Source organism: Roseibium sp. RKSG952, assembly GCF_009711355.1.
Map to the genome: position 1 here is coordinate 1 of NZ_SMMF01000841.1, position 15,993 is coordinate 15,993.

Annotated in this window: 17 protein-coding genes; 9 read left to right on the top strand and 8 right to left on the bottom strand. The window is 59.5% G+C overall.

Going from position 1 to position 15,993, the window contains the following annotated elements; genetic code table 11:
- Together E1297_RS09740 and E1297_RS09745 are read right to left on the bottom strand one after the other, a co-directional pair.
- On the bottom strand, positions 1–1,145 hold a 1,145-nt coding region (locus E1297_RS09740), incomplete at its 3' end, for a helix-turn-helix domain-containing protein (protein WP_155137294.1).
- A 447-nt stretch (positions 1,146–1,592) separates the two neighbouring features.
- The gene (locus E1297_RS09745) at positions 1,593–2,024 is read right to left on the bottom strand and encodes a heme-binding protein (protein ID WP_155137297.1); all 432 of its coding nucleotides are present in this window, start codon (positions 2,022–2,024) and stop codon (positions 1,593–1,595) included.
- Positions 2,025–2,164: 140 nt separating this feature from the next.
- On the opposite strand from E1297_RS09745, the gene E1297_RS09750 reads away from it, so the two are divergent.
- Together E1297_RS09750 and E1297_RS09755 are read left to right on the top strand one after the other, a co-directional pair.
- Complete coding sequence (locus E1297_RS09750; protein ID WP_155137300.1) at positions 2,165–3,763, top strand: gamma-glutamyltransferase family protein; 1,599 nt, start codon at positions 2,165–2,167, stop codon at positions 3,761–3,763.
- A gap of 767 nt (positions 3,764–4,530) precedes the next feature.
- Entirely contained in the window at positions 4,531–5,271 is a 741-nt protein-coding gene (locus E1297_RS09755) for an FkbM family methyltransferase (RefSeq protein WP_155137302.1), read from the top strand.
- 68 nt (positions 5,272–5,339) lie between these two features.
- Here the strand turns inward: E1297_RS09755 and rplT are convergent, their stop codons facing one another.
- From rplT to E1297_RS09770, 3 genes are all read right to left on the bottom strand, one after another.
- Positions 5,340–5,696: a 50S ribosomal protein L20 gene (rplT, locus tag E1297_RS09760; protein ID WP_155137307.1), complete on the bottom strand. Its 357-nt coding sequence runs from the start codon at positions 5,694–5,696 to the stop codon at positions 5,340–5,342.
- Between the two features lie 28 nt (positions 5,697–5,724).
- A complete protein-coding gene (gene rpmI / locus E1297_RS09765) occupies positions 5,725–5,922 on the bottom strand; it encodes a 50S ribosomal protein L35 (protein ID WP_023002610.1) in 198 nt (65 codons plus the stop codon).
- 224 nt (positions 5,923–6,146) lie between these two features.
- The gene (locus E1297_RS09770; protein ID WP_155137310.1) at positions 6,147–7,139 is read right to left on the bottom strand and encodes an MDR family oxidoreductase; all 993 of its coding nucleotides are present in this window, start codon (positions 7,137–7,139) and stop codon (positions 6,147–6,149) included.
- Between the two features lie 352 nt (positions 7,140–7,491).
- On the opposite strand from E1297_RS09770, the gene E1297_RS09775 reads away from it, so the two are divergent.
- Entirely contained in the window at positions 7,492–8,910 is a 1,419-nt protein-coding gene (locus E1297_RS09775; protein WP_155137313.1) for a sodium:alanine symporter family protein, read from the top strand.
- Positions 8,911–9,021: 111 nt separating this feature from the next.
- On the top strand, positions 9,022–9,441 hold the full coding sequence (locus tag E1297_RS09780) for a DUF393 domain-containing protein (RefSeq protein WP_209015731.1): 420 nt from the start codon (positions 9,022–9,024) through the stop codon (positions 9,439–9,441).
- A gap of 34 nt (positions 9,442–9,475) precedes the next feature.
- Here the strand turns inward: E1297_RS09780 and E1297_RS09785 are convergent, their stop codons facing one another.
- The 3 genes from E1297_RS09785 to E1297_RS09795 form a co-directional block, all read right to left on the bottom strand.
- Complete coding sequence (locus E1297_RS09785) at positions 9,476–10,096, bottom strand: 2OG-Fe(II) oxygenase (protein ID WP_155137316.1); 621 nt, start codon at positions 10,094–10,096, stop codon at positions 9,476–9,478.
- 192 nt (positions 10,097–10,288) lie between these two features.
- Complete coding sequence (locus E1297_RS09790) at positions 10,289–11,152, bottom strand: glycosyltransferase family 2 protein (protein ID WP_196223260.1); 864 nt, start codon at positions 11,150–11,152, stop codon at positions 10,289–10,291.
- A 142-nt stretch (positions 11,153–11,294) separates the two neighbouring features.
- Complete coding sequence (locus tag E1297_RS09795; protein WP_155137322.1) at positions 11,295–11,882, bottom strand: YceI family protein; 588 nt, start codon at positions 11,880–11,882, stop codon at positions 11,295–11,297.
- A 136-nt stretch (positions 11,883–12,018) separates the two neighbouring features.
- Between E1297_RS09795 and E1297_RS09800 the strand changes: the two genes are divergently transcribed.
- From E1297_RS09800 to E1297_RS09820, 5 genes are all read left to right on the top strand, one after another.
- Entirely contained in the window at positions 12,019–13,038 is a 1,020-nt protein-coding gene (locus E1297_RS09800; RefSeq protein WP_209015732.1) for an isopenicillin N synthase family oxygenase, read from the top strand.
- Between the two features lie 230 nt (positions 13,039–13,268).
- Positions 13,269–14,264: an FAD-dependent oxidoreductase gene (locus E1297_RS09805; RefSeq protein WP_368669506.1), complete on the top strand. Its 996-nt coding sequence runs from the start codon at positions 13,269–13,271 to the stop codon at positions 14,262–14,264.
- Positions 14,242–14,436: a sulfur carrier protein ThiS gene (gene thiS, locus E1297_RS09810; RefSeq protein ID WP_155137328.1), complete on the top strand. Its 195-nt coding sequence runs from the start codon at positions 14,242–14,244 to the stop codon at positions 14,434–14,436. Before E1297_RS09805 ends, thiS begins: the two co-directional genes overlap by 23 nt.
- Positions 14,437–14,438: 2 nt before the next feature.
- The gene (locus tag E1297_RS09815; RefSeq protein ID WP_368669507.1) at positions 14,439–15,206 is read left to right on the top strand and encodes a thiazole synthase; all 768 of its coding nucleotides are present in this window, start codon (positions 14,439–14,441) and stop codon (positions 15,204–15,206) included.
- On the top strand, positions 15,206–15,802 hold the full coding sequence (locus E1297_RS09820) for a thiamine phosphate synthase (protein ID WP_155137331.1): 597 nt from the start codon (positions 15,206–15,208) through the stop codon (positions 15,800–15,802). The genes E1297_RS09815 and E1297_RS09820 overlap by 1 nt, the downstream gene beginning before the upstream one ends.
- Positions 15,803–15,993 lie beyond the last annotated feature (191 nt).

The following is a 15,993-nucleotide window of genomic DNA, read 5'->3' on the forward strand; positions in this document are numbered from 1 at the left end:
CTCGTTCTCACCCTGTTTGTCGCGCGGCAGACACGGTGGCAGATCTCGCTCACCGTTTCACTGGCGTTTGATTGTGCAATGATCTCCCGCGCCAAGCGGAGACGGAGCTCCCGCAAATATTGCATGGGCGACTTGCCGTACTCTGCCTGGAATGCCAGTTGCAAACTCCGTGTGGAAACGCCTGTGTGCTCGGCGAGCCTGCTTAGCGTTATGGGGCCTGCGATCCTCTCCATCATGAACTGAATCGCATGCCGGACATGAATGTTCCCGGCGGGCTTTGGTGCACTTTCAAGCTGAAAAGAAATGTTGCTTGGCTGGCTTTTGAGGAAGCCCGAGATCAGTTCTTCTTCGATCAGGGCTTGTGTGTTCTCCGACCCGGGCCCAAAAACAAGGCCCTTTTCTGCCAGGTCAAAACACGTCCGCAGCTTTCTGGTCCAGTTTGCCGTTGCTGCACGATGTGCGTCTATGGCTGTCTCGAAAGTCACGGGAGACGCCAACGGTCCGCCTTTCAGGCACTCGGCGTAATGTGTCAGAGCCTTGGCGTCCACTTGAAGAAGAAATTGCGAGCATCCTTTATGCCAGAGCATTTTTGTGCGGCGGTGTGGATTTAGGACGCTGCCGAGACCGGGGCCGGTCGTTATCTCTCCATTGCTGTTATCAATATCTGCCTGGCCCGTGAGCGGGATTTGAATGAGATAGAAGCTTTCGAGCTCTCCGGGCTCAATCCTCGTCGAAGCTCCGTATTGCAGGTAGTTCAGGGAGGTTGCCAGACCCTCGATCCTGTTATAGTGGACATCAAAAAGGTCGCTACCGGATGCGATATCGAGCCGATGATCGCAAAATTTTTCTCCAACAAGCATTCGCGCTTCGTCCAGATTTTCGGTCTGGAACAGGCGATGCCCGGAGAGCGGCTCGGAAGGACGCTTCATTTTCATCTCATGGAATCCGAAACGTAAATGGTTTCGAGAGTGATGCCACAATGCCCCCGTCCGTATATGCTTGCACGGATCGATGATTTTGAGATGTCGATTTTGCTTAATAGTAAATTGTGAAGTGGATTTTTTGGCCGTTGGTTTGAATACGGATGATGGGCTGCGGGCCCTCTTCACGATGTGCTTCAATCCGGCCCAATGGGCGAAATACAATTACATCGTCTGGCTCGATAAACCTCTCCCGAAGGATTTCATCGCCATCATACGGCCGTTCATACTCCTCGAAAATGCAGCCATCCGGGACGGGAGAAAATTGCAATCAAGAAGGCCTTGCCCGAAACGGATGCTCAAAAGATTTATGAAATCGATTTCGTTTTTCGGATAACGGCTGTGAGCGTGAAGATGTATTTATCACCCCACGAGCACATCTCGTAATCAGGGAACTGTCAGGGCGCTTTCAGCGCCCTGTTTTTTTTCGCGAGGCATGGTGCATCCGCAAGACCCGAAATTCGGCCCGGCCCCGTCTGTGAACGGGGGAATGTGGCAGGGTTCCGCTTGCAAAACCTGAGGGCTCTGCCCGGAAATATGTCACTTGCCCGCTTGGGGCAGTGTACCGTCGGCATCCAGGCGGCAGATGCGTGCCGGAAATTGCGGCTCGGCTTAACCGCAGTCGGCCACCAGCCCGGCGGCGGCGATGCCGGCAAGGGCGGCGGCTTCGTCATTGTCCGAGGTGTCACCGGTGATGCCGACCGCGCCGAGAACATCGCCGTCCGCGTTTTTCACGAGAACGCCACCCGGGACCGGGATGATCGATCCGCCGGCAGCACCGTTCAGGGCCTGTACGAAATGCGGGCGGGTTTCCGCATTGGCCTGCAGCCAGCGGGTGCCGGTGCCGACCGAGAGCGCGCCATAGGCTTTGCCGTTGGCAATTTGCGGGCGCAGGATCGAGGAACCGTCCTGACGTGCCAGAGCGACCGTATGGCCGCCATCGTCCAAGACAACAACCGTCAGGGGCTTGAGGCCGAGTTCGGCTGCCTTTTCGAGAGCGGCGGCAATGATTTGCTGGGCGGTTGAAAGTGACAGTTTGCGCATGACGAAACTTCTCCGTAGTGTCCGATAGGCTCTTTTTGGGAGGGCTATCATCTGCTTGGATGGCCGACTAGGTGCAAAAGCAGTCAATCATTGCTGCCTGACGCGAAAAGATCATTCAGGCATCCGGGGGGAGGATCGTTTTGTTTCGTGATTTTGAACGGCCGGGGCGGTCTCCCGTTCTTGCCCGGAATGCAGCGGTTGCAACCTCCCATCCCCTTGCGACTTCCGCAGCGCTCGAAGTGCTTTATGAAGGCGGCAACGCCGTCGATGCCGCGATTGCCGCCTGTGCCGTTCAGGCGGTGGTCGAGCCGCATATGAACGGGATCGGCGGCGACTGTTTTGCAATCGTCATGGAGCCGGACGGGCGCATGACCGGCTTCAACGGATCGGGTGCCGCACCCGCTGCCGCCTCGCCGAAAAGGCTTGCAGACTTGGGTGTTGTTGACCAGATCCCGCCGGTATCGCCGCATTCCGTCACTGTTCCCGGTGCTGTCCGGGCTTGGGAAACCATTCTGAAGGCACATGGTACCCGGGGGCTGGATGCGCTGTTGACGCGTGCGATCGACTACGCCGCCAACGGGTTTCCCGTCGCGCCGCGGGTCGCACGGGATTGGGCATGCAATGTCGGCAAGCTGGCACGTTTGCCCGCAAGTGCCGCGGACTATCTGATTGATGGGGCAGCGCCAAAAGCCGGGACCATTCTCAAGTATCCACGCCTTGCGGACAGTCTGGCGGCGATTGCCTCAGGCGGCGCGGAGGCGTTTTATTCCGGCCCGATTGCCGAGGATATCGTGTCAGCGGTCCGGGATCTCGGCGGTCTTCTGGATCTGGAGGATCTGGGAGCATGTCACACAAGCATCGTCGCGCCAATCATGCGCGGCTATCGCGGACACACGATTGCAGAGTTGCCCCCCAACGGGCAAGGCGTGATCGCGCTGGTGATCCTCGGCATTCTGGAGCGGTTCGATCTTGAGAGCCTTGACCCGCTCGGAGCAGACCGGTTCCATCTGCAAATGGAGGCTGCACGTCTCGCCTATGCGGTTCGGGACAGGTTTGTTACAGATCCGGCCTTCATGGAAATCGGCGCTGCCGATCTGATATCGGAGGCCACAATCGACCAGCTGCTGCCGATGATAACTGCCGGCCGCCGCTCGAAGGATTTCCCGGTCATCGGTCTCGCTCCCCAGACGGACACGGTCTATTTGTCCGTGGTCGACAAGGACGGGTTGTCCGTCTCGCTGATCAACTCGATTTTCAGTGAGTTCGGCAGCGGTATTGTTGCCCCGAAGTCTGGTGTTTTGCTGCACAATCGCGGCTCGGTGTTCACGGCAAGGCCCGGTCAGGCACAGTCGATTGCCGGGGGCAAATATCCGCTGCATACGATCATCCCGGCGATGGGGTTGAAGAGCGGGCATCCCTGGCTCTGCTTCGGGGTCATGGGCGGGCATTATCAGGCCTGCGGCCACGCGCATCTGCTTACCAACATCATTGACTATGGCATGGATGTGCAAGCAGCCATTGATTGCCCGCGAATGTTTTTTGATCTTCAGACCGGCGCGCTGGATGCAGAGGCAGCCCTACCCGAAAACACGGTCGAGGGTCTCAGGCAATATGGGCATGATGTTCGCGCTGCAGCCAGCCCGATCGGCGGAAGTCAGGCGATCCGGATAGACAGGTCACGCAAGCTGCTGATCGCCGGGTCCGATCCGCGCAAGGACGGTCATGCAGCCGGGTATTGATCCTGCGCACAAGACGTCAACGACTTTCCGGGGCAGCTTGAAGGTTGTAGGCCCCCTCCTTTCGTGGGAGGGGGCCTGCAAGCATGTCAGGATGGCCGATGGGGTGACATGCATGCTTGTCTTCGATCTGTTTGGCAAAATCTGCCGTTGCGCAAATTAAATGACAAAAAAATTAAGTCTCAGCAGTGTGCCATGTCACACTTTGTTCAAATGGGTCTCTGCAAGTTTGTATTCTAGAGACTTGTGGATACTACATAGCCAGGCTGACGCCGCCGGGGTCGTGCAGCAACATCCCCATAAGACCTGGCGCCGTCTTCCAGGGCGGTATGCGAACAGGTGCGGGGTTGGTCATTTTCGTCCCGTGTTGCAATCAGGTGCGCAACAAACACAGAGTTTGAGAAAAATCCGTCTGTATAGGCCTTGGGATTGAGCACCGGCGCGGGGCCGGCAACCTGGGGCACATTGAACCCTGTGCGGCAGGGCTCTTCATGCAGGCTGCCGGTAGGATGCTGCCGCTTGTGTCCCGTATTTGAACGCTTTTGAGCCAATGCCGATACAATACGCAAGATCGCCACCTCCGATTGTCCCATTTCGGTACATTTGCCTTGTGTACACCTTGAACGAAACAAGACCTGTGCCAGGATCAATGGCGCGCGGAGCCCATACTCGCCTTTCCCGGCCCATCTGATAAATAAAACACAAGCAAGCTGGCGTTGCGCTGAACCCGGGTTCGACAATGCCACGGCGCGTTTTGCGGAGGAGAGAGCATGCCATCGAGAGCCTTGAACGGGGTATTCAGGTCGCTGCGAACCTATTACGGCGATGAGGTCCGTGATGTGGCAATGGATGCGCTTTACCGGAATTTTGTCCAGGCGGGCGGGCTGGCGTTCGACATTGGCAGCCATGTCGGGGACCGCATCGGTTCATTCCGGCGTTGCGGTGCGCGTGTGGTCGCCCTTGAGCCCCAGCCGTTGCCATTCCGGGCCTTGCAACTGATCCACGGGCAGGACCGGCAGGTCGTTCTGGTGCAGGCTGCCTGCGGAGCTGATGCCGGGGAGATGACCTTGCGCGTGAACTCCGGCAATCCGACGGTCACGACCGCCTCCCGCGCCTTTACCGAAGCGGCTCAGGGGGCAGCCGGGTGGGAAGGGCAGGAGTGGGACCGGGAGCTGACGGTTCCCTGCACAACGCTTGACGCGCTGATCGAGGCCCACGGCACGCCTGATTTCGTCAAGATTGATGTCGAGGGGTTCGAGGCCGTGGTGCTTTCCGGCTTGAGCGTTCCGGTGGCTGCGCTTTCCTTCGAGTTCACCACCATCCAGCGGGATCTTGTTGAGGAATGTGCTGGTTTGCTCTCCAGGCTGGCGGATTACCGTTTTAATGTGGCGCTTGGTGAAACCCAGTCCCTTGTGTTTGACGCATGCCGGTCGGCCGGGGCTCTTCTGGATTACATCCAGAACCTGCCTCATGAAGCCAACTCCGGCGACATCTATGCGGTCCGGGGCTGATCATTGGCAATAAAAAAGCGCGCCGGATGGGCGCGCTTTTCAGATCCTGTGATGCGTTCGGCCTGTAATTAAGCCAGAGCGCCCTGTGCCTTTTCAACCAGTGCCTTGAAGGCATCGGGCTGGTGGATGGCCAGGTCGGACAGAACCTTGCGGTCGACTTCAATGCCAGCCTTGTTCAGGCCGTCGATGAAGCGGCCATAGGTCAGGCCGTGTTCGCGGGTTGCAGCGTTGATGCGCTGGATCCAGAGCGACCGGAAGGTCCGCTTCTTGGCTTTCCGGTCGCGATAAGCGTACTGGCCGGCTTTTTCGACCGCCTGCTTGGCAACGCGGATGGTATTCTTGCGGCGGCCATAGTAGCCCTTGGCAGCCTTCAGAACTTTTTTGTGACGGGCATGGGCGGTAACGCCCCGTTTTACACGCGACATGGGTGTATCTCCTTAAAGGCGGCTATGGTTAAGCGTAGGGCAGGAACTGCTTCACGATCTTTGCATCCTGATCGCTCAGCGTGGTGGTGCCACGAGCGTTGCGGATGAACTTGTTCGTGCGCTTGATCATGCCATGGCGCTTGCCGGCCTGTGCGGTCTTCACCTTACCGGTCGCAGTCACTTTGAAGCGCTTTTTGGCGCCGGACTTTGTTTTCAGCTTGGGCATTTTGCATCCTTTCTTTAGGACGGCGGATCAGGTCCGCCACTCTTTTGTTGGTGCATCGAGAAGTCGCCACGGCATGCCCGTGTCTGGCCGGGGTGGCCCTGCGCCGGAACGCAAAAGCTCAGCCCACGACGAGCCGGACGACTCTGGACCGCGTGCTTATAGGGAAACCGGGGTCAAAACGCAACCGGATTCCCGCTGATTTGGCCCGGTATTCTCAAGTCCCGTCAGGCGTTGACGTCTACAACGACGCGGCCCTTGACCTGACCTTTCAAAATGTCGGCCCCAAGCTGCGGCAGGTCGGTCAGGGTTGCCGGATGGATCATTCCGTGAAGCTTGTCGAGGGGAAGATCTGTTGCCAAACGCTCCCAGGCCCTGAGGCGGTCGTCATAGGGCCGCAGAACGCTGTCGATCCCGAGCAGGTTGACCCCGCGCAAGAGAAACGGAATGACGGTTGCGGGCAGGGAGGAGCCTCCCGCCAGACCAACGGCTGCGACCGATGCACCGTATTTCATCTGGCCGAGAACCCGTGCCAGCATCGGTCCGCCGACCGCATCAATGCACCCGGCCCAGGTTTCGGCTTCCAGCGGGCGTTTGACCGTTTCGTTGATCTCGTCACGCGGCACGATCCGTGACGCGCCGAGGGCCTTGAGATAGTCCCATGTGGATTCGCGCCCCGTAACGGCAGCAATCTCATAGCCGAGTTTTGCCAGGACCGCGGTCGCAACAGACCCCACGCCACCAGCCGCGCCGGTGACCAGAACAGGCCCGTTTTCCGGCTTCAGCCCATGGTTCTCCAGCGCCATGACGGCCAGCATGGCCGTGAAACCTGCGGTCCCGATGGCCATGGCGTCCCGTGTCGTCAGGCCGTCCGGCAACGGCACAAGCCACTCGCCCTTGACGCAGGCCTTCTGGGCATAGCCGCCCCACCAGATTTCGCCGACACGCCATCCGGTCAGGACCACCTTGTCGCCGGGCTTGTACCAATCGTCGGAGGAGTCTTCGACTGTCCCGGCAAAGTCGATGCCCGGCACATGCGGGTAGGTTTTTACCAGTCCGCCACCGGGGCCAATGCACAAGCCGTCCTTGTAATTCAGCGTGGAGTATTCAACGGACACGGTGACATTTGCATCCGGAAGTTGATTGTCTTCGAGTTCCCTGACCGATGCGTGGGTGTTCCCCTCCGCGTCCTTGTCCACGACCAATGCCTTGAAAGTCATAAGCAGCCTCCTCCCGATCGGATGAGCGAAGGCTGCGCGAGCTGCCGCCGATAGTCAAACCCTAAGTGATCGCGGCACGCAAATTGCGAAACGCTGCGGTAGGCTAAATGATCGGCAGAATTGCCGAGTAAACTTGCAAACTTTCTAAACTGCTAAAATTGTAGATATGGAACACATGTCAAAAAAATTGAAATTTATGTCGTCTTTTCGTTTGCGGCAGCGCTCTCACTGACTAGAAGCGGTAGCTTGACGTGTTGCGATGGCGCGGTATTGGCGCTGAAATACCGACCTTGCAACATGTCTCAATAATAACGAAAGCGCCGCTGTCCGGCGGCGTATTGGGAGCCCTGTCATGGATTTGATACACCAGCTGTTCGCCGTTATCGGCGACCTGACCTGGGGGTGGTCGCTGATTCCGCTTCTTGTGGTCTTCGGTATTTTCATCACGCTGATGACCGGATTTGTACAGTTTCAGTTCTTTGGGCGCATGTTCCGCGTTCTGTCCGGCAAGAACCAGTCCGCCGATCCGAACGCGATTTCGGCCCGCGAAGCCCTGCTTTTGTCCGTTGGCGGACGCGTTGGCGGCGGCAATGTTGCCGGCGTTGCGGTCGCGATCTCCCTGGGCGGACCCGGTGCCGTCTTCTGGATGTGGGCAATTGCGTTTGTCGGCATGGCCACAAGCCTTGTCGAATGCTCGCTGGCACAGCTCTTCAAGGAGCGGCAGCCGGACGGGATGTTCCGGGGGGGGCCGGCGCGCTCGATCATTCACGGCCTCGGAAAAGATTTCCGGTGGCTTGCCGTTCTTTATGCGGTGTGCCTGATCGGCGCATTCGGGCTGGGCTTCAACGCGTTTCAGGGCAACACCGTTGCCGGCGCGATCGAGGAAAGCTTCGGCGCCGGGCGCTTGTGGACCGGGATATTGCTGGCGGTTCTGGCAGCGCTGGTCGTCTTTGGCGGCATCCGGCGGATCGCCAAGGTCGCGGATGTGATCGTTCCGGTGATGGCGCTCGGGTACATTCTGCTGGCGCTGGCCGTGATCCTCGTGAACATCACGGAATTGCCGTCGGTGATCTACACCATTGTCGCCAATGCGTTCGGCTTCAATGAGGCCGTCGGTGGTGGCATGGGTGCCGCACTTGCCCAAGGCCTTCGCCGCGGTCTCTTCTCCAACGAAGCGGGTCTCGGGTCTGCGCCAAACGTGGCCGCGACCGCTGATGTCCGCCATCCGATCAGCCAGGGCATCACACAGTCATTTTCCGTCTTTATCGACACGATGGTGGTCTGTAGCTGCACGGCTTTCATCATCCTGCTGTCCGGCGTTTATGTACCGGGCGCAGAGGTTGACGGGGTTGTCCTGACGCAGCAATCGCTCGCGGCCCATTTGGGCGAATGGTCGAAATACGCCCTGGCGATCATGCTGTTGCTGTTCTCCTTCAGCACCATCATCTACAACTACTATCTGGGTGAGAATGCGCTGTCCGTGATCACCAGGCACCCGATGGCGATCCAGGTGCTGCGCGTCGTGATCATCGTGGTTGTGTTTCTTGGCGCAACCGCGCCGGGCGCCACGGCGGTGTTCTTCTTTGCAGACCCTCTGATGGGTATTCTCGCGCTGGTCAACCTCGTCGCGATCATGATGCTGCTTCCGGTTTGCCTGCGGATTCTCAAGGATTTCCGCACGCAGCTGAAGAACGGCGTGGCGCGCCCGGTTTTGAATCCGGATGATTTTCCGGATCTCGATATTGACCGGTCAGCCTGGACCCGCCGCTGAGCGGTAAACAGCCGTTGGTGTCAAAGGCGGGCCGGTTGGCCCGCCTTTTTCGTTTCACGGGTGAACTCATGCGGATCTTCATGCGTAGCGACAACAAATGAGGAGTTCGATGTGATCACGGTTTATTTCGACGGCAAATGCGGCTTGTGCACCCGCGAGATCAACTATTTCAAAAGGCGGCAGGCGCAAAAAAGCATCATCTGGCAGGATATTGCCCGACACCCGGAAGATCTTCAGGGCCGGGGCATCACCCAAACAGAGGCCTTGATGATGATGCATGTCGAAGATGACGCCGGGCATCTGCACAAGGGCGTCGACGCGTTCATTGTGATGTGGGGGCAGTTTCGCGGCTGGAACCTGCTCGCCAAATTCGTCTCGCTTCCCGGGATCCGTCCCGCCGCCGGAGCGCTCTACAGGGTTTTCGCAAAACGCCGTTTTGCGCGCCATGCCCATTGCCGGATAGCAGCCGAAACGGATGACATGGCCGGGCGGGACCTTTTAGCAGAGGCGCACGAAAAAGGCGGCCGGTAAGCCGCCTTTTGTATTGCTTGCCATTGTTCGGGAGCTAGTTGATCCCGAAAAGCCGCTTCAGCTTGGTCTGGAAGCCGCCGCGGTTTTCCTTGCGGCGCAATTCCTCTTCCGAGGTCAGGAAGGTGGTCTGCACGACAAACCGTTCGCCTTCGAAAGGCGGATGACCGTGCCAGCTGTTTTCGGAACGGGCGAAGGCAAAAACGTTGCCGGCGAGTGGTGACACTTCCTCGGCGAAATCGTCCATGCTCGTTTCGTTGTTGAGCGCGCGGATCGCGCCGCCTTCGGCGTTGTTCCAGCCATCGTTGAGATAGATCAGCATGGTGCAGATCTTGGACTTGGAATCGTTGTGGATCCGGCCATCGCCGATCTTGGAGTGCCGGCGGACCGTGATCATTCGCGGCTTGTCATAGAGGTCGAGACCCAGCTTTTCCGAAAGGATGGCGGCGAGCTCCGGCGATTGAAGATCTTCAATCAGCTTCTGGAAGGCACCTTGCGACTCCAGTTTGGACAGGGGCAGATAGCCGGTTTCCTTGATGTCGGGGTAGTCACGGCGTATTTCGGCTGCTTGTTCCGGCGTCACCACATCGCTTCCGACAATGTAGCGGAACGGTTGGGTCCGTTCTCCGGAGGCCCTGAGTGCTTCGAAATTCATCATGTCGGCAGATCCTGTTCAGCCTTACCTCAAGTCAATATCTTGTCCGGCAAGGGCTTGGCCACCCTTGCCGCAGCCCGCGAAACCTAGTCGGACTGCCGGGGAAATGCAATTCAGCCGTTCATGCGGCAACGGCACATGACGCGGTTGTTGCGTCGAAATGCGGATTTTTGATGTTGGCCAGGCCAGCCGGTTTTATGTGCCGGGCTCTTGGTCTTCGTCTGTTCTGCCGCGCTCGATCCGCTCCAGCAGCTTGGCAATCTTGATCATGCGGAAATAGGCCATGTTCATTGCAAAGATGAACCCTTTCCAGCCACCGGTGAAATGCCCGCGGATGAAATAGGCCCGAAAGAACCAGTAGGGCATTTCGAAGGGCAGCCGCAGTTTCAGATAGAGCGCGCTTTTGTTCGGATAGGCCCGTGCCTGATGCGAGGAGAACCGGTTTCCCTTTTCGACCATCTGATCGAAGCTGGTGATCGTGCGGTGATAGACCGGCGCCGTCAGTACTTTGGGCTCGATGCCTTCGGCCAGATCGACGCGGTCGAAGATCGGATGGGTGTTGGTGCCGCCGATGGCGCGGTGAAACAGCTTGACGATGCTGTGGTCCTTGGCAAACGGGCGCGGCCTTGTGTCTCCGGGGTAAACGAAGACGACCCACATGCGATAGGCTCCGGGAGCCGGTGGCCCGTCCCGGAATTCGTCCCGTATCTGCTGCCCGGCCTCAGGCGAGAGAAACTCGTCGGCGTCGAGGCTCAAGATCCAGTCGTGCCGGGCAAGGCTTTCGGCATAGGCCTTTTGCTCGCCATAGCCGGTCCAGTCCCGGTGATGGACCCGGGCACCGAGGTCTGCCGCAATCTGGCATGTTGCATCCGTACTGCCGGAATCGACGACGATGATGTCATCGCTGATGCCCTGCACCGTGCGGATCATGTCTCCGATCCGTACCGCCTCGTTCAATGTGATGATTGTGACGCTGATCGGCAGTTTTCCGGTTGCACCGGGTGCTGCGGTGAAACCGCTTGCGGTTTCCGTGCGTTGCTGGGGGGCGCTGTCTTGCATGACGGGATCTGGCAGCCTGTTCGACCATGGCAACCCTTGTGCGGGTGCCCGTGAATTGCGGATGTGGCGGCAAAGCGCGCTCGTCGGCTGTTTAGTCCAATCACTGCACTGGTGCAATTCCGGTGTGTTGCAGCCATGCGGTTCAGTCGGCCGCCCGCATTGCCTCGGTTTCGATGATGACCTGAACATCATCCCCGACAAAGCCGTTGCCGACTGCATAGGTCATGCCGAAGTCGCTGCGCTTGATGACGGTTCGGGCGCTGATCCCGAGCGTGAACCGGCCATGCCCGAACGGATATTTCGCCGTCCTGTTCAGCTTGACGTCAAGGGTGAGGGGACGGCTTTGGCCCAGCAAAGTCAATGTACCGGTGACCGAACCTTCGGTATCACTCAGCGGGGTGCCGCTGTCTGCCGTAAACGTCATCAACGGAAACGCTGTCACATCCAGAAAGTCGGCCCCGCGAACATGGTTGTCACGGGCCTCGTCGAATGTCTCGATGCTGGCCGTATCGATTTCAACGGCCAGATCGGACAGCACCTGTGTTTCCAAGTCATATGTAAAGCTTCCCGAAATATCGGTGAAAAGCCCGAGCGTTTCGGCATAGCCGAGATGGTCGACAAGGAAGGCGACCGTCGTATGGCTCGGGTCAAGCTCGTAGCGGTAGGGTTCTGCCGAAGCCGACGTGCAGAGCGCCGTCAGGGCAAACAGACTTGTCAAACTGCGGGACATGAGGGTCCTTTCCGGCGTAGGCAAGACATTCTTTGCCATCTCCATGTAATGTCTTGTCCCGTCAAGTCGAGCCGGGTCCTCCCGGTTCCTTTCATGGTGCGGCTGGCCTTGCACGTTTCTAATCGTTAGAATTCAGGTGCGGATACTGGCTTGGGACCGGGAGGGTATGGGGCTGATGATCGGAACGGACACGGCAATTGCGCAAGATACCGGTTTGCCGGTGATCGACCTGACCCCGTTGCAAGGCGGCACTGACGCAGGTTTGAAACAGGTTGCGGCTGAAATTGGCGAGGCTGCCCGAAGCATCGGCTTCTTCTATATCAAAAACCACGGTATCAGCCCGGCGCTTGTCGATGATGTGTTTGCTGCCGCGCGGCAACTGTTTGCAAGTGCCGATGACGTGAAGATGGCCCTGACCCGCGATTTTCTCAAAACCAATCGCGGCTACGTGCCGATGAAGGCTGAAACTCTTGATCCGAAGGCGCGGCCAGATCTCAAGGAAGCCTTCAATCTCGGCTGGGATCTGGGGCCGGACGATCCGCGCATCTTGTCCGGTGAACCGTTTCGGGCCGTCAACTTGTGGCCGGATTTCCCCGGTTGGCGTGAGACGCTGTTGGCCTACTTTGACGCCGTTTGGGCCCTGGGGCGGGGTTTGCACCGGGCGATTGCCGCCGATCTCGGACTTGAACAGGACTATTTCGAGGACAAGCTGGATGCGCCGCTGGCAACCCTGAGGCTGCTGCACTATCCGCCGCAGCCCGATGATGTGCCGGAAGGCCAGGTCGGGGCGGGAACACATACCGACTATGGCAATCTCACCTTGCTGATGCCCGGCGGTGTTGGTGGTCTGGAAGTGCAACGGCGGGACGGCACGTGGATTGCGGCACCGGCCTTGCCGGGGTGCTTCGTCTGCAACATTGGCGACTGTCTTATGCGCTGGACCAATGACACGTATGTTTCCACACCGCACCGGGTGGTCAACCGGGCGGGGCGGGACCGGTATGCAATCGCGTTTTTTCTGGATCCGAACCCGGATGCGCTGGTGGAATGTCTTGAGACCTGCCAGGGGCCGGACCGGCCGCCGATTTATCCTCCGGTTCTTGCAGCCGATTATGTGCGCATGAAACTGGATGCCACATACGATACTGCAGGTTAAGCCCGGATCCTTCGCGAGAAAAAAACTCCATCAACGCAGACCACCCTTGCGCAATTGACGGTGGCGCGATCCGGTGCGTGGCGTATATCTGGACGTGCAAGGCGTGCAGCTGGCGGGCTTTGGCAGATCCGGGGACTTGCGCGGCGAGCGCGCCCGGCGCTACACCGTCGGGCGGAATTGGCCGGGCTGCAGGACTGCAAGACGCTGGTGCAACAGGGAGAATGGGAACTGTGAAGTCTCAGGGGGCGGCGATCCCGATCATTGGCGCGGGCGTTGCCGGATTGTGTGTGGCAACCGAGCTTGTGGCGCGCGGTGCCCGGGTGGAAATCTATGACCGCCGGGACATCCCGGGGCCGCATGGCTGTTCCTGGTGGGCAGGTGGCATGCTGGCTCCCTGGTGCGAGTATGAAAACGCGGAAGAACCGGTCCTGCGCCTCGGTCAAGAAGCGATTGAATGGTGGGGCAGCAAGACAAGGGTAACCCGGCGCGGTACGCTTGTTGTTGCCAATCGCCGCGATCTTCCGGATCTGCGCCGGTTCTCGCACCGGACGAGCGGTTTCAGCGAAGTCGGACGGCAAGCCATCGAAGAGATGGAGCCGGATCTGGCCGGGTTCGGTCAAGGCCTCTATTTCGGTGCGGAAGCCCATCTTGACCCGCGCTATGCGCTCACCGACCTGCGCAATGCCCTGATGGATCAGGGGACCGTTTTTCACCGGGAAGACGTGCCGGGCGAATTCGGCCAGGCCATCGACTGCCGGGGCTATGCGGCGCGCGATGTCTTGACGGATCTGCGCGGTGTCAAGGGCGAGATGCTGGTGATCCATGCACCGGATGTGAAGATCACCCGGCCCGTCCGGCTTCTCCATCCGCGGATCCCGCTCTATATTGTTCCGCGCGGCGGCGGCATTTACATGCTGGGCGCGACCATGATCGAAAGCGAGGACCGGCAACGGATTACGGCCCGGTCCATGCTGGAGATGCTGAGCGCGGCCTACGCCCTGAACCCGGCTTTTGGCGAAGCGGAAATTGTCGAAATCGGCGTTGATGTGCGTCCGGCCTTTCCCGACAATCTGCCACGAATCCGCCGGCGCGGCGGGACCGTTTATGCCAACGGGCTTTACCGCCACGGCTACCTGCTGGCACCGGCTCTGGCCCGCGGGGTGGCGGATCTGGTGCTCGACAACAAAGTCTCGGAGATGGTTGATGAGAATCGTTCTGAACGGTGAGTTGGCCGAGATCTCGGCGCTGACCCTGGATGGGCTTCTGGAAGAGCAGGGGTTTGACGCTTGCGTGGCGACGGCTGTGAACGAGGACTTTGTCCCTGCCCCCGAGCGCGGCACACTGGTGCTGAAGGAGGGTGACCGGATCGAGGTCCTGGCGCCCATGCAAGGAGGCTGATTGTGCGCAAGTTTTATGGCATGGAATTGCCCAATCCGCTGATGCTCGGCACGGCACAGTATCCAAGCCCGGCAATTCTGGCCGAGGCCTTCAAGGCCTCTGGCGCCGGGGTCGCGACCGTGTCCCTGCGCCGAGAGGGCAGTGGTGGTGCCGGGCGCGCATTCTGGAGCATGATCCAGGACCTCGGCGTTCTGGTGCTCCCCAATACGGCCGGATGCCATACGGTGCGCGAAGCCGTGACCACCGCGAAAATGGCGCGTGAGGTGTTCGGCACCAGCTGGATCAAGCTGGAACTGATCGGCCACACCGACAGTCTGCAGCCGGACGTGTTTCAGCTGGTCGAGGCCGCCCGCATTCTGACCGAAGACGGGTTTGAGGTGTTTCCCTACACCACCGAGGATCTGATCGTCGGCGAACGCTTGCTGGAGGTCGGCTGCGAGGTGTTGATGCCCTGGGGCGCGCCGATCGGCTCTGGCCGGGGGCTCAACAACGAATATGCACTGCGGGCCATGCGGGCGGAGTTTCCCGACACACCGCTGGTCATCGATGCCGGCATCGGTCTGCCCAGCCATGCCGCGCATGCTCTGGAGCTCGGCTATGACGCCGTTCTCCTCAACACTGCCGTTGCTCGGGCAGGCGATCCTGCCGCCATGGCGCGCGCGATGGCGCTGGCAGTCGAGGCGGGCCGCTTGTGCCATGAGGCCGGTGCCATTGAGGCGCGCGACATGGCCGAACCGTCCACACCCGTGATTGGCAAGGCGTTCCTTTAATGAAGCTGCCCCGTTTTTACCCCGTCTTCGACCACACCGGCTGGCTGCGGCGCACCCTGCCGCTTGGCGTGAAGCTGGTCCAGCTGCGGATCAAGGACCAGAGTGCGGAGACCGTGCGCGCCGAAATCGCCGCGGCGCGGGACCTGTGCGCCCGCCATGGTGCCATTCTTGTGGTCAACGACTATTGGCAGGCGGCGATTGAACTGGGCTGTGATTTTGTCCATCTCGGTCAGGAGGATCTGGACGAGGCCGATGTTCCGGCGATCCGCAAGGCGGGCATGAAACTCGGCCTGTCCACGCACGACGATTCAGAGCTGGAACGCGCGCTGTCCCATGATCCGGACTATGTCGCCCTTGGCCCGGTCTATCCGACCATTCTGAAGAAGATGAAATGGACAGAGCAGGGCCTGCCAAAGGTGACGGAATGGAAACAGCGCGTTGGCACCGTGCCGCTGGTCGGGATCGGTGGTCTGACGGTCGAACGCGCGACGGGTGTCCTCGATGCGGGTGCCGACAGCGTCGCCGCCGTCACCGACATCATCTTGAACCCGAACCCGGAAAACCGCGTCCGCCAATGGCTGGACGTGACGGGGTGAACTCATTTTGTCGGCTTAAGCCGGACCGGACGAGGCACGTCGCGGCAGTCTTGGCAGCCTGGTGTTTCACGAAAGGCACCGGAGCGCTCAGATCACAATCATCTTGCTGAGGCACGTCTGGAGCAGTCGCAGCAGTAAGCATGCTATAAGTCATTGAAATAATTGGTGACCCCGGCGCGATTCGAACGCGC